At 44.6% G+C, this 13,728-nt stretch carries 13 protein-coding genes; 11 read left to right on the top strand and 2 right to left on the bottom strand.

Annotated features, from left to right (window positions below; all coding sequences use genetic code 11):
* The first annotated feature begins 182 nt into the window (after positions 1-182).
* Positions 183-1,172 carry a GGDEF domain-containing protein gene (locus tag L976_RS21760; protein ID WP_231570534.1) on the top strand — a complete coding sequence of 330 codons (990 nt, stop codon included), beginning with the start codon at positions 183-185 and terminating at the stop codon, positions 1,170-1,172.
* Positions 1,173-1,260: 88 nt separating this feature from the next.
* Here the strand turns inward: L976_RS21760 and L976_RS21755 are convergent, their stop codons facing one another.
* The gene (locus L976_RS21755) at positions 1,261-2,580 is read right to left on the bottom strand and encodes a Na+/H+ antiporter family protein (RefSeq protein WP_047539967.1); all 1,320 of its coding nucleotides are present in this window, start codon (positions 2,578-2,580) and stop codon (positions 1,261-1,263) included.
* Positions 2,581-2,948: 368 nt separating this feature from the next.
* Here L976_RS21755 and L976_RS21750 point away from each other — a divergent pair, with 368 nt between their 5' ends.
* Entirely contained in the window at positions 2,949-3,554 is a 606-nt protein-coding gene (locus tag L976_RS21750) for a peroxiredoxin (protein WP_011623136.1), read from the top strand.
* Positions 3,555-3,629: 75 nt separating this feature from the next.
* Here the strand turns inward: L976_RS21750 and rnt are convergent, their stop codons facing one another.
* On the bottom strand, positions 3,630-4,298 hold the full coding sequence (rnt, locus tag L976_RS21745) for a ribonuclease T (protein ID WP_037419405.1): 669 nt from the start codon (positions 4,296-4,298) through the stop codon (positions 3,630-3,632).
* A 142-nt stretch (positions 4,299-4,440) separates the two neighbouring features.
* On the opposite strand from rnt, the gene motY reads away from it, so the two are divergent.
* The 9 genes from motY to ybgF all read left to right on the top strand — a co-directional run bounded on the left by motY (position 4,441) and on the right by ybgF (position 13,588).
* The gene (gene motY / locus L976_RS21740; protein ID WP_037419408.1) at positions 4,441-5,310 is read left to right on the top strand and encodes a flagellar protein MotY; all 870 of its coding nucleotides are present in this window, start codon (positions 4,441-4,443) and stop codon (positions 5,308-5,310) included.
* Positions 5,311-5,999: 689 nt separating this feature from the next.
* Positions 6,000-8,180 carry a prolyl oligopeptidase family serine peptidase gene (locus tag L976_RS21735; RefSeq protein WP_047539965.1) on the top strand — a complete coding sequence of 727 codons (2,181 nt, stop codon included), beginning with the start codon at positions 6,000-6,002 and terminating at the stop codon, positions 8,178-8,180.
* A gap of 169 nt (positions 8,181-8,349) precedes the next feature.
* Complete coding sequence (gene ybgC, locus L976_RS21730; RefSeq protein ID WP_047539963.1) at positions 8,350-8,751, top strand: tol-pal system-associated acyl-CoA thioesterase; 402 nt, start codon at positions 8,350-8,352, stop codon at positions 8,749-8,751.
* A complete protein-coding gene (gene tolQ / locus L976_RS21725; RefSeq protein WP_037419415.1) occupies positions 8,741-9,427 on the top strand; it encodes a protein TolQ in 687 nt (228 codons plus the stop codon). The genes ybgC and tolQ overlap by 11 nt, the downstream gene beginning before the upstream one ends.
* Positions 9,427-9,861, top strand: a complete 435-nt coding sequence (gene tolR / locus L976_RS21720) for a protein TolR (protein WP_037419420.1) — start codon at positions 9,427-9,429, stop codon at positions 9,859-9,861. Before tolQ ends, tolR begins: the two co-directional genes overlap by 1 nt.
* Positions 9,862-10,896, top strand: coding sequence for a cell envelope integrity protein TolA (tolA, locus tag L976_RS21715; RefSeq protein ID WP_047539961.1), 1,035 nt, complete (start codon positions 9,862-9,864; stop codon positions 10,894-10,896). It abuts the gene before it with no gap.
* Between the two features lie 9 nt (positions 10,897-10,905).
* Positions 10,906-12,234 carry a Tol-Pal system beta propeller repeat protein TolB gene (gene tolB, locus L976_RS21710; protein WP_037419426.1) on the top strand — a complete coding sequence of 443 codons (1,329 nt, stop codon included), beginning with the start codon at positions 10,906-10,908 and terminating at the stop codon, positions 12,232-12,234.
* Positions 12,235-12,280: 46 nt separating this feature from the next.
* The gene (gene pal, locus L976_RS21705) at positions 12,281-12,814 is read left to right on the top strand and encodes a peptidoglycan-associated lipoprotein Pal (RefSeq protein WP_037419429.1); all 534 of its coding nucleotides are present in this window, start codon (positions 12,281-12,283) and stop codon (positions 12,812-12,814) included.
* A 24-nt stretch (positions 12,815-12,838) separates the two neighbouring features.
* Positions 12,839-13,588, top strand: coding sequence for a tol-pal system protein YbgF (gene ybgF, locus L976_RS21700; protein WP_037419433.1), 750 nt, complete (start codon positions 12,839-12,841; stop codon positions 13,586-13,588).
* The last annotated feature ends 140 nt before the right edge of the window (positions 13,589-13,728 follow it).

The following is a 13,728-nucleotide window of genomic DNA, read 5'->3' as shown; positions in this document are numbered from 1 at the left end:
TCAGACTCATATAGACCTCTTAATTTATTGACCATACTGTCTCAAAATTAAGTGTCCGATGGGATTAGACCAGAACAGACTATTTATATTCAAATAATAAGAATCCCGTCAGAAGTGCGTTTATATATATCGGTCTATACAAAAGTAATGCGCTATATTTTGCCTCCACGATTCCTGATGAGGTGAAAAGTCGCTTAATACACGAAAATTCTTTCACCAATGAGTTTTGCCAACGGCTGCATTATTGCAGTAAGGATGCCTCTGCTGACTCCTTAGTTGATGATATTGTGCTGTCCGTTCCTTATCGTGATGAAGTAACGGGAAACATTATTCTTTCTATGGCGGCGCCCATTTCATCCTCACATGCGCCTGAGCATCTTTGGGGAGATGTGATTGCTGATGCATCATTTATGGCAACGGATTTTATGCAAAGAAAAGTGTTTGAAACTCAGAACTCGGCTTATGGCACTGAGATTGTCATTAGCGGAGATAGTTTTTGGACACGGATCACGCCCAACTTTCTGTTTTATGCTATGAGTAATCACTTAGATAATCAGAGTGTTTTAACATACAAAATCAGTACGTTAAGGTTTTTTATGCAATATCTGCCTCTTTGGTTATTGCTGTCGGGCTTAACAATTATTTTCCAACTTAAATTTATGCGTCTCAAGCAGTTACGTACTGAGCGTCAGCAATTTTCTGAAGCTATGCTGTTGGATCCATTTACGAAGACCTACAATAAAAAAATCTATGAAACACTTATTTTTAAGGCTGCAACTGCGTCTCAATATGCTGTGATTTGTATTGATGGCGATAAAATAAAAGCGATTAACGACACACATGGTCATCAATTAGGTGATTTGGCAATAATGCAAATTGTCGAAGCGATGCGAGCCGTTTTTCGAGAAAACGACATTATTATCCGCACTGGTGGTGATGAGTTTGTAGTGATTTTAGCCAACTGTCCTATTGATAAAGCACAACAACTTGCGGATAGACTTAAAGATAACATTCGGCAGCGACATTTTTTAAATATGCTAACCGTTTCTTGCGGTGTCGCAGATTCAATGGATTGTCCATCCTTTGAGGCGGTATTTCTGGCGGCAGATAAGGCTTTATACGCGGATAAGACACAAAAAAGATCCGATGATGAAAATGATGTTTTGCGGTAACGTTCTAATACTCAATGCTTAAATCCCTATCATAAAAAAAGCGTGGCATTACCACGCTTTTGCTTATGTTTATATGTCTTTCCTACGCTTAGAGCACCATGGCGGCAATCCAACCAAATACTAATAGTGGAATATTGTAATGAATAAAGGTGGGGATCACGCTGTCGCGGATATGGTCGTGCTGACCATCGGCATTTAAACCCGATGTGGGACCCAATGTTGAGTCCGACGCTGGCGAGCCTGCATCGCCCAACGCAGCAGCAGTTCCGACTAACGCGATAGTTGCGGGTACTGAAAAGCCAAAACTTAGCGCCAAGGGCACATAAATGGTCGCAATAATCGGAATGGTCGAGAAGGATGAGCCAATACCCATAGTAATTAATAGTCCAACGACTAACATCAAAAAGGCGGCGAGGGCTTTATTGTCGCCAATCAGACTACTCAATGATGAAACCAGGGTGCCAACTTCACCAGTTTCTTTCACTACTGCGGCAAAACCTGCGGCGGAGATCATGATAAAACCGATATTGGCCATCATGCGCACGCCCTGAGTAAAGATATCTTGGTCAGCAACGTGTTTTAGTGCGCCAGAGAAACTAAAGATCATAAAGCCGACTAAAGCGCCGAAGATCATCGAATCAGTTTCAAGCTGTACAAATAAAGTTGCAAGAATTGCTACCGCTGCGATAGCGATATTGCGCTTATTGAGCGTCTCTTCGGGCTCGGCACTGAGCACTTTAGTTTCATCGTATACCCTTGGCTTGCGATAGCTAACAAATACGGCGATCAATAAACCGACCACCATGCCCGCTGCGGGGATCAACATGGCAGGGGGGATTTGGTCACGCACAGCGACTAAGCCGTTGCTGGTGAGGTTTGACAGCAAAATATCATTTAAGAAAATACCGCCAAAGCCCACGGGTAAAATCATATAGGTAGTGACAAGGCCAAAGGTCAGCACGCAGGCGACTAGACGGCGGTCGATATGCAGCTTGGTCATCACATGCAGCAGTGGCGGCACGAGTATCGGAATAAAGGCGATATGGATCGGCAGGATATTTTGCGAGGCCATCGACATCACGAGCAGGGATAACAGCAGTAACCAGCGCACCCAATTAGTGTTAGTCGGATTAGGTTCTTGGCCAAGGCTTTTAATGATCGAGTTGGAGATCAGCGTCGTCAAGCCTGAATGGGATAATGCTACGGCAAATGCACCCAATAAGGCATAACTCAGGGCGATTTGTGCGCCGCCACCTAATCCTGTATTGAAGGCATCAATCGTTTGATGCAGATCCATTCCCCCGACTAAACCAGCAAAGAGGGCGCTGATGGTGAGCGCTACCACTACATTCACCCTCGCCAAACTAAGGGCTAACATTAAACACACAGCAATGACGACTGCATTCATAGACAAATTCTTAATTCTGTAAACCAAAAGGGTTATTTTCGACTGCTAAGGCCGTGTCTGTCCAGTTTACCGAGCCTTAATCTGAAAAATATCTGAAAATGTGAATCCAGAGGGCTTTTAGTGTTAGATGAATGTGGGCTAAAGCGCTTATCAATGGCACAGATTGCTCTATCCTTAAGCAGTAACGTCAAAATGCCCTTGAAAAATGTGATATTGGTCTTAAATAGGTTGTAAGGCGAAACGCACGACTTATAATGCCTAAAGATTTGATTGGTAAGCGCTCTCAAATACACTCGCACAAATGTGCAAGCGTATTTAAGGGATGTTTTACTTTTATAGTTAGTTCAACTCATAGATGGAGATATAAAATGAGCGTATTAGTAGGCCGTCCGGCTCCTGATTTTACTGCAGCAGCTGTATTAGGTTCTGGCGAAATCGTAGATAGCTTTAACTTAACTGCAGCCATCAAAGGCAAGCCTGCAGTGGTATTTTTCTATCCACTTGACTTCACTTTCGTTTGTCCATCAGAGTTGATCGCTTTTGATCACCGCATGGAAGAGTTCACTAAGCGTGGTGTTGAAGTGATCGGTGTGTCTATCGATTCTCAATTCACTCACAACGCATGGCGTAACACCCCAGTAGAAAAAGGTGGTATTGGCCAAGTGAAATACACTTTAGTTGCTGACGTTAAACACGACATCTGTAAAGCATACGATGTTGAGCACCCAGAAGCTGGCGTGGCTTTCCGTGGTTCATTCCTGATCGACAAAGAAGGTATGGTACGTCACCAAGTGGTTAACGATCTGCCATTAGGCCGTAACGTTGACGAAATGCTGCGTATGATCGACGCACTGCAATTCCACGAAGAGCACGGTGATGTTTGCCCAGCAGGTTGGGAAAAAGGCGACAAAGGTATGAACGCAAGCACTGAAGGTGTTGCGGCTTACTTAGCTGAAAACGCAAGCTCTCTGTAATTTACAAACCTTTAGTTAGGTAAAAAGAAAGCTGCCAAATGGCAGCTTTCTTGTTTTAGGCAATTGTTGGTAAAGCTATGCTTCGCTATCCGAATCATCAGGTTCGTTGATGGCTAAGAGTGGCCAGCCACCTAAAGATTTCCAGCGGTTGACGATATAACAAAAGAGTTCAGCAGTGCGCTCGGTATCGTAGAGTGCAGAATGGGCTTCTTTATTGTCAAAAGGGATGCCTGCCATAATACAGGCTTTTGCTAATACCGTATGGCCAATCGCTAATCCTGCCAACGTCGCGGTATCAAAAGTGGCAAACGGATGGAATGGAGAGCGTTTTAAGTCACAACGTTCAATAGCCTTACTCACAAAGCCATGATCGAAGGCCGCATTGTGCGCCACAATAATACTACGGTGACAATCAGATGCCTTTTGGGCTTTTTTAACGGCTTTAAATATTTCTAAAAAGGCTTCTTTTTCGCTGACCGCACCGCGTAATGGATTGGTGGGATCGATACCATTAAAAGCCAGCGCCTCGGGTTCTAAATTTGCACCCTCAAAGGGCTCAATGTTGAAATGCAGGGTTTTATCAATCCCGAGCACACCTTCATCATCCATTTTCAGTAGCGTGACGGCTATTTCCAGCAACGCATCGGTTTGAGAGTTGAAGCCCGCGGTTTCGACATCTATCACTACCGGAAAGTAGCCACGAAATCGGTGTTTCAATTTGTTTGCGTCGCAAATATCGCTCATTAAAGTACCCAAGAAAAATCACAGGGCGCTATTATGCTTAATGAACTGGGATGTGTCATGTTTGATTGCTGGTTTTATGAGCTAAAGGAACTAAAAAGTTTGCCGATAAAACCTCGTAACCGAATAAACACGAGTAAGGGCTATGTGGCGAAAACTGATATTAGTATCAATTTTATGCGTTCCAGCAACTGCAATGGCAGAGTTGCGCCACTATGTGGCCTCTTTGGGTGAATCCCAATGGCGAGTCAGTCAAAACAGTCCGATCGTGTGCCGTCTTGAGCATGATATTCCTTCCTACGGTAAAGCGATTTTTACCAGTGAAGCGGGTAAGCAATTAAATCTCAATTTCACTTTGGATATGTGGGTAAAACCTGATCAAGTGACCCAAGCCAAGTTGATGAGCCGAGCTCCCAAATGGCGACCAGGTGTGGTGTCAAAAGAAATCACTTCGTTACGTTACCAAAAGTATTTTAATGGTGAAGTGCCTAAACGCGCCGCGTGGTCCATGTTAAACGAGCTAAGCCGTGGTATGGAGCCGACATTTTACTATGCCGATTGGTATGATGAGTCCAATAAAATTGCTGTAGGGCTGTCGGCAGCGAATTTTGGCCGAAAATATGCTGAGTTTAAGGCGTGTTTATCGCACCTATTGCCTTATAGCTTTGAAGATATTGCTTTTACCGTGCTTAATTATGATGAAGGAGGAACGGATTTAACTCGCTTCTCACAGCAACAGCTTACGCGAATACAGGAATATTTGTCCTACGATCCAGATGTAGAATTAGTATTAGTCGATGCTTATACCGATAGTTATGGTGGTCGTTCAGTGAATCAGAAAGTCTCGGACAAACGCGCTGAATCGGTAAAAGATTTCTTTGTCTCAAGCGGTATTCCGCAAGATCGAATTGTGACTGTGGGTCACGGCGAGCGGCGTCACGTGGCTTCAAATGACGATATTGAAGAAAGGGCGCTAAACCGCCGAGTTGTGATCCGCATTAGTAAGCCCCTCTAAATCAAAGCTTAACCTAACAATGCCAAGTCTACTGACTTGGCATTGTTGTTTATTGACGCTGTTTGTATTCGCGTCAAAATACTATGGCAGTCTGTTGATTCGGATGGCGACACGCAAATAAGCGCCATTTATTGAGAGGCTCCAGTGGTTTTTATGTAACAAAAAATACTGAACGCCGATAAGTGTCGCTTGATGTTTGATTCTGGGTAAAAAAAAGCCCGCTTAATCTAAGCGGGCCGCAAAATAATGCATTTGCAATCAACAAATTGAAGGAAGGAAGTCAAGCATAAGAACCAGGGATGAACTGAAGTACTTAAAAGACATCAGTTTAAAAGTTCTTTGTTTTCAATATCCGCTAGCGGATATCTCCTGAAAACAAGCACATTTTAGGGTGTTGTTATTTGGCTAGCAAACGAGAAAAATTGCCTCGATACATTAGCAAAACTAATGATTGATTAAGTGATCTGCCTCACTTAAGTCACTATTTAGCATGATTAATAACTTCTCAGTCATAATTACTGCATAAAAATACACTTCAATAAGCTCATCATTGCTACCAGTTTGTTAAATCTTTCTTCTTCGCGAGAAAACCTCATCTTTTGCTACAGCATTGCCATGAAAAATTTTGCTTGTATAGTACTTGCTGCAAAAGAGCGTTAAGCCGGACATCACCAAAAGGACGATAAAAGATGGCATTAAGATTTCGCCTTGCCCAGCAAGGTTTATTAGTAGCCACATTGGGCATGGCGTTGGCCGCCTGCCAGAGTGGCAATACGCCAGAAGAGGCCGCACAGCAGGTCAGCGCAAACAAATTGGTTTACCCTGAAACGAGAAAAGATGCCTTAGTCGACACTCTTCACGGTGTTGCGGTGGCGGATCCTTACCGTCATCTTGAAGAAAACACGCCAGAAACCGAAAGCTGGGTAAAAGAACAACAGGCCTTTGGTCAGGCTTACTTGGCGAAGATCCCCAACAAACAAGCCGTGGTTGATCGTATCACTGAACTGTGGAACTACGAGAAGATTTCAGCCCCCTTCGAGAATGGCGATAACCAGTTTTATTACCGTAACGATGGTTTACAAGCGCAATCGGTCCTTTATGTAAAAGGCAAAGATGGCGTTGAGAAAGCCGTGCTCGATCCAAATAGCTTCTCAGCCGATGGTACCGTGGCGTTGTCTGGAGTATCGGTAAGTAATGACGGTAAGATTTTAGCCTATGGAGTGTCTAAGTCAGGCTCTGACTGGCAGCAGTGGCAGTTTATTGATATTGCCACGGGTAAAAAGCTTAAAGATGAACTCAGCTGGATTAAATTCTCCAGCGCGGTATGGGATAAGGAAAACCAAGGTGTTTTCTATGCCCGTTACGATGCGCCAGCGGGTGGGGATTTACTGGCCGATGTGAACTTTAATCAAAAAGTGTATTACCACAAATTAGGCACAGATCAGCGCCAAGATTTATTGATTTACGAACGCCCCCAAAACAAAGATTGGGGATTTGGCATCGATGTGTCTGAGCAGGGCGAATATTTACTGCTGTCGATTTCGCAGGGTACGGACAAACGTAATCGCTTTTTCTATAAATCACTGTTTGAACCTAAAGCACAGGTGGTGGAATTAATCCTTAACCTCGAAGCAGAGTATGAGTTTTTAGGTAATGACGGTTCGGTATTTTATTTTAAAACCGATTTAGATGCGCCTAACGGTAAAGTGATTGCCATTGATACCCGTAATAGTGAGAAATCGCAGTGGCAAACCATCATTCCTGAATCAAAAGATCCCATTAATAAAGTCGCCATTATCAATGACCATTTAGTCGTCAGCTATTTACACGATGTATTGGGACAATTATCGATTTTCAGTATGGGCGGCCAAAAGCGTCAAGATGTCACTTTACCAGGTAAAGGTAATGTCGCCGGGCCTTTCGGTAAGGCGAGTAAAGACTATTTCTACTATGTCTTTAACAGCTATATTCAACCTGAAACCACCTATAAGTTTGATTTTAAGACAGCGCAGTCGACCGTTGTTGCGAAACCTCAGGTGTCATTTAATCCCGATAATTATGTGTCTGAGCAAGTGTTTTATACCAGCAAAGACGGTACTCGCGTCCCGATGATGCTGTCCTATAAGAAAGGTCTTGTGAAGAATGGCCAAAATCCAACGTTACTCTATGCCTACGGTGGTTTCGCGATTTCGATGACGCCGCGTTTTAGCCCTGCCAACATCGCATGGTTAGATATGGGCGGCATTTACGCCGTACCAAGTTTACGCGGCGGCGCGGATTATGGTGAAAGCTGGCATCAGGCAGGTATGTTCGATAAAAAGCAAAATGTGTTTGATGACTATTTTGCCGCTGCCGAATACCTGATCAACGAAAAATACACCAACACTACAAAGTTAGGCGCTTATGGCCGCAGTAATGGCGGTTTATTGATGGGCGCCGCGGTGACGCAACGTCCTGAGCTGTTTGCTGCCGTGCTACCAGCAGTGGGTGTGCTGGATATGCTGCGCTTCCATAAGTTTACCATTGGTTGGGCTTGGACCAGTGAATATGGCAGTGCAGATAATGCAGAGCAGTTCCCGGCATTATTAGCTTATTCGCCTTACCATAATGTTAAAGCGCAGGCTTATCCTGCAACTATGGTGATGACGGCTGATCACGATGATCGTGTGGTGCCGCTACACAGCTTTAAATTTGCCGCCATGATGCAAGAAAAACAGCAGGGCGATAAACCCGTGATAATGCGCATTGAGTCTAATGCTGGACATGGTGCGGGTAAACCAACCGCGATGAAGATCGACGAGTTTGCCGATATTTATAGCTTCCTGTGGCAAAGCTTTGGTTTGGCACTACCGCAAACCCTTGCAAAATAGCTAACTATGTTAATTAAATGGGGTCGTTTGACCCCATTGTTATTTACAAATCCCTCAATTGCGTTGAAACCCCTGCCATCCCTATCTATATCTTCATCGGGTCATTCACAAGTCTTGTTTCCCTAGGTATAGTAGCGTCAATTTTTCAACCAAAATCTACTGATTTCGCATGACGTTTAATTGGCCCATTTCAGTCTATTACGAAGATACCGACGCAGGTGGCGTTGTCTATCATTCGAACTATCTCAATTTTTTTGAGCGAGCGCGAACCGAATGGTTAAAAGCCTTAGGCGTAAGTCAGACTGCACTGTTGGCCGATGACACGGCGTTTGTGGTTAAGCGGGCGGAATTGGATTTTAAAAAAGCCGCACGTTTTGAACAGAACCTTATTGTAGAAACTAAGGTCATAGAGTTGAAAAAGGCCTCGTTGGTATTTCATCAACGTTTGGTTGATCATCTGGGAGACTGTTATTGTGAAGGCACAGTGCTAGTAGCCTGTGTAACCTTATCACGTATGCGGCCCCGAGCTATCCCCTTAAATATTGTGCAGGAGTTTGACAGTGCAAGCTGATATGTCGATTGTCGGGTTATTTTTACAAGCCAGTTTATTAGTGAAATTTGTTATGTTCACTTTACTTTGCTTGTCTGTAATGTCTTGGACGGTGATCTTACAACGCCGTAGTTTATTGACATCTGCAAAAAATAAATCGGCAAAATTTGAAGATAAATTTTGGTCAGGCGTCGATTTAAATCGTCTGTATAAAGAATTATCGGCTCGTCCAGATAATACGGGCTTAGAGTCATTATTTGTGACGGGTTTTAAAGAATATTCACGTCTGAATAAATTAAATAGCAAAGTGCCTGATGCGGTTATGGATGGTACTTCGCGGGCGATGCGTGTGACCTTATCCCGTGAGTTAGAAAAGTTAGAAGCTAACTTACCGTTATTGGCAACCATTGGTTCGACTAGCCCTTATATCGGTTTGTTTGGTACGGTATGGGGTATTATGAATTCATTTATCGCAATTGGCTCGATGGAAAACGCAACATTAGCCATGGTAGCGCCAGGTATCGCAGAAGCACTGATTGCTACCGCTATGGGTCTGTTTGCGGCAATTCCAGCAGTTATCGCTTATAACCGTTTTGCGACTCAGGTTGAAAAGCTGGAAATCGGTTACGCTAACTTTATGGAAGAGTTTTCTAGCATCCTGCATCGCCAAGCATACAGTGAGAAGGAAGGCGTATAATGCAAGTCGGTTATCAGCGTAAACGTCGTCGCCCTGTTGCCGAAATCAACGTGGTGCCTTACATCGACGTCATGCTCGTGTTGCTGATTATTTTCATGGTAACAGCGCCGATTGTGACCCAAGGGGTGAAGGTGGAGCTGCCGCAAGGTGCGGCCGAAGTGCTACCCGCGGATAGTAAGCCGCCGGTTGTGGCGTCTATTGATGCCGACGGTACTTATTTTCTTAATCAGGGCGGTTCCAATAACGAAGAAATGGAATTGGAAGAGTTAGCCACCGCCGTGGCGGCGATTATGGTGACTGAGCCTGAACGTCCTGTGGTGGTTAAAGCCGATAGAACTATTCCTTACGATAACGTGATCCAATTGATGGTGACCTTGCAACAGGCAGGCGTTCCCTCAGTCGGTTTGATGACGGATTCACCCAAGGAGAAATAGGTGGCGGATAATTCAAATGTTGCATTACCTCTGTCAATTTCAGCAGGTATTCATATTGGCGTGATAATTATTCTGGCCATTGGCATAGATTTCACCCATAAACCTGAACCTGTGCAACAAGTTAGCGCCCCTGCAGTAAAAGCTGTTATGGTTGATCAGCAACAAGTCGCTAATAAAGTTGAAAAGCTAAAGCAGGAAAAGCGCGATGCAGAGCGCCGAGAACGTGAGCGCCAAGCCGAACTTGAACGCAAAGCACAGGAAGCAAAGCAAGCCCGTGAGCGTGAACAAGCACAGTTGAAGAAACTGGCGGAAGAACGTAAGCAGCAAGAAATTGAGACCCAAAAGGCCAATGATGCCGCGAAAGCCGCGCAGGTGAAGCAGCAACAGGAAAAGGAAAAAGCACAAAAAGCCGAAGCCGATCGCAAGCAGAAGGAGCAAGAACGTAAACTTGCTGAAGATGCAGCTCAAAAAGCCGCGGAAAAACGTAAAGTAGAAGAGGCCGCTGCCGCGAAAGCTGAGGCAGACCGTAAGCAGAAAGAAACCGAAGCCAAGGCAAAAGCTGAGGCAGAAGCTAAAGCCAAAGCAGAGGCAAAAGCCAAGGCTGATGCAGAGGCGAAAGCAAAAGCCGAAGCTAAGGCAAAAGCAGATGCTAAGGCGAAAGCGGATGCTGAAGCCCGTGCTCTACAGGAGCAGGAAATGGCTGATGCGTTAGCCGCCGAGCAGGCAGCCTTATCGCAAACCATGAATAAGCAGATGCAAACGGAAGTCGGTAAGTATACCGCGATGATTAAATCAACGATTCAGCGTAACCTTGTGGTTGATGAATCGATGCGTGGTAAAACGTGTACCGTTTCTGTGCGTTTAGCGAATGATGGATTTGTGATTAGCAGTCAGACACAAGGTGGTGATCCGAATGTGTGTCGTGCAGCTAAAGCGGCGATTTTAAAAGCGGGTAAGTTACCAGTGTCTCCAGACCCTGCGGTATATAACTTGATGAAAGAAATTAACTTAATCGTTGAACCAACGTTTAATTAAAGGAGTCCCATGAAAATTTTGGCAAAATGGTTAGCATTGGCAGTTCTGCTTTGCACTATGCCGGCAAAAGCGGCGCTGGATATTGTGATTACCGAAGGTGTGGATGCGGCGCGACCAATCGCGGTGATGCCATTCCAATGGCAAGGTGCTGGTGCGCCACCACAGGCGATTGCAGATGTGGTTATGTCTGACTTAGTGCGCAGCGGTACGTTTAAACCTCTCGATGAATTAGGGTTACCTCAACGTGGTATTGGAGCCTTAGCACAGTTTGATGCCAATGCTTGGGCTAATGTTAGTGCAGAAGCCGTTGTGGTTGGTTCGGTTAAGCCTTACGGCACGGATCAGTTTTTGGTGAGCTTTGATCTTATTGATTTGGTTAAAGCACAAAACCAAGCACTAAAAGGTCCTGCAAGTCCAACTGAATTTTTGATGGATAGTCGTCAGACCGTGATTTCTGCGACCCAGTTTCGTCAGTATGGCCACCGTATAAGTGATATCGTTTATGAAAAATTGACCGGTATTCGTGGTGCGTTTTTAACGCGCATTTCTTATGTATTGGTTAACCACAGTCAAAAAGCGGCTTATTCATTAATGATTGCTGACTATGATGGTTACAATGAGCAGATGTTATTGCGCTCTCCTGAGCCTTTGATGTCACCCGCGTGGTCACCCGATGGCCGTCGTTTAGCTTATGTGAGTTTTGAAAACAAAAAAGCCGAGATTTTTGTTCAGGACCTATACACTCAAGTGCGTACGAAGGTGAGTAGTTTCCCTGGCATTAACGGTGCGCCTTCTTTCTCGCCCGATGGTAAATCATTGGCCGTGACCCTCTCTAAGGATGGTCAACCTGAGATTTATGTCATTGATATTGCCACTAAGGCGATTAAACGTATTACCAACCACTATTCCATCGATACTGAGCCTTCTTGGTATCCTGATGGCAAGTCATTGTTGTTTACCTCCGAGCGTGGTGGTAGACCACAGTTATATCGTGTAGATTTAAATTCAGGCAAAGTGACCCGTGAAACCTTTGAAGGTGAATGGAATTTAGGTGGTTCAATTACCCCTGATGGTCGCAGCATGATTTTTGTGAATCGCACAAATGGTAAATTTAATATTGCACGTATGGATTTAAGTACGCGCTTTATGCAGGTGCTGACATCGACACGTTTGGACGAGTCTCCAAGTGTGGCCCCTAATGGTACTATGGTGATTTATGGCACTACGTATCAAGGCAAGCAAGTTTTAGCAGCTGTTTCTACGGACGGACGCTTTAAAGCGAGATTACCGGTAGGTCAGGGCGAGGTGAAATCACCTTCTTGGTCTCCGTTTCTCTAGTGTATTAGTTTGATTTATTAACATTTAATTTTATAAGGAACAAGTAATGGATCTGAACAAGTTGTTAAAAGCTATGTTGGTAGCACTTCCAATTATGGCTATTAGTGCGTGTAGCTCAACTTCTGAATCAGAAACTGATGCTATGGGCTCTACAAGCGGTTCTGGTAGTGAACTCAATGGTGGTGTTCAAACGGGCGGTATTGGTGGAATGTTGTCGCCTGAAGAGCAACAACGTCAGCAACTCGAGCAGTTGAGAAAAGAGCACATTATTTACTTCGATTTCGACCGCAGTGAAGTTCAAACTGAATATGCAGCTGTCCTCGAAGCCCACGGTACTTATTTAGTTGAGCACCCAAGTGTTCGTGTATTGATTGAAGGTCATGCCGACGAGCGTGGCACGCCAGAATACAACATCGCACTGGGTGAGCGTCGTGCTAAAGCTGTTGCTAAATACTTACAAGGCATGGGTGTACAACCAAGCCAAATGAGCATCGTAAGCTATGGCGAAGAGAAGCCACTTGACTTCACTCGTACCGATGAAGGTTTTGCTAAAAACCGTCGTGCAGTTTTAGTTTACTAAGATTGAATTACGGAGAGTAACGAGATGAAACGTGCCGTCTTAATTACGGCAATGTTCTTCGGCGCAGGAGCTGCAATTGCAGCTCCTGCTCCTGTTGAAGACCTTGCTGGTGGTTCAGGTGATGACAGACTTGCTCGTTTAGAGCGCATTGTAAAATCGAGACAACAAAGCGAAATTGATATGCAGCGCCGTCTGGATACTTTGCAGCAAGAAGTTCTCGACTTACGTGGTTTGACTGAACAACAAAATTATCAAATAGAGCAGATGCAGCAACGCCAGCGTCAGCTTTATGATGAAATTGCTAATTTATCTTCTAAAGCAGCGACTCCAGCCGCTTCAGTGCCTTCCACTCCTGCCGCTGCAGCAGCAACCGCGAATGCGGCCGCCAGTAGTTTAAGTGAAACGGCCAGCTACGAAAGCGCAGTTAATCTCGTGCTGAAAGAGCGTAAGTATGATGATGCAATCCCAGCCTTTCGCGCTTTCATTAAACAATATCCAGATTCAGTTTACGCCGCCAATGCTAATTATTGGTTAGGACAATTGCTGTTTAATAAAAGTGAGTTTGCTGAAGCTAAGCAAGTTTTCAATACGGTCGTGACCCGTTTTAGTGATTCCAACAAACGTGGTGACAGTTTAGTGAAGCTTGGCATGATCGCAGAGAAAATGGGCGATAAAGCTGGTGCAACTCAATATTACCAACAGGTAGTAAAAGACTACGCCAACAGCGCTGCAGCACGCATTGCCCAGCAACAACTGGCTGCAATTAAAGCGTAATTAACTAAAAAACATACTCTTAGTCTGTTTTTCATGCAAACGACAAAAAATTGGGAATTTACGCTTGCATGGGGAAATGAAAAAGGTATTATAGGCGCCCTCGGAACGGCGAGGTCGTTCGGGGCGCAAAATACCAGTAT

Source organism: Shewanella sp. ZOR0012, from assembly GCF_000798835.1.
GTDB lineage: Bacteria > Pseudomonadota > Gammaproteobacteria > Enterobacterales > Shewanellaceae > Shewanella > Shewanella xiamenensis.
Note: the sequence above shows the minus strand (reverse complement) of the source record. Positions and strands in the feature narration are given on the sequence as shown.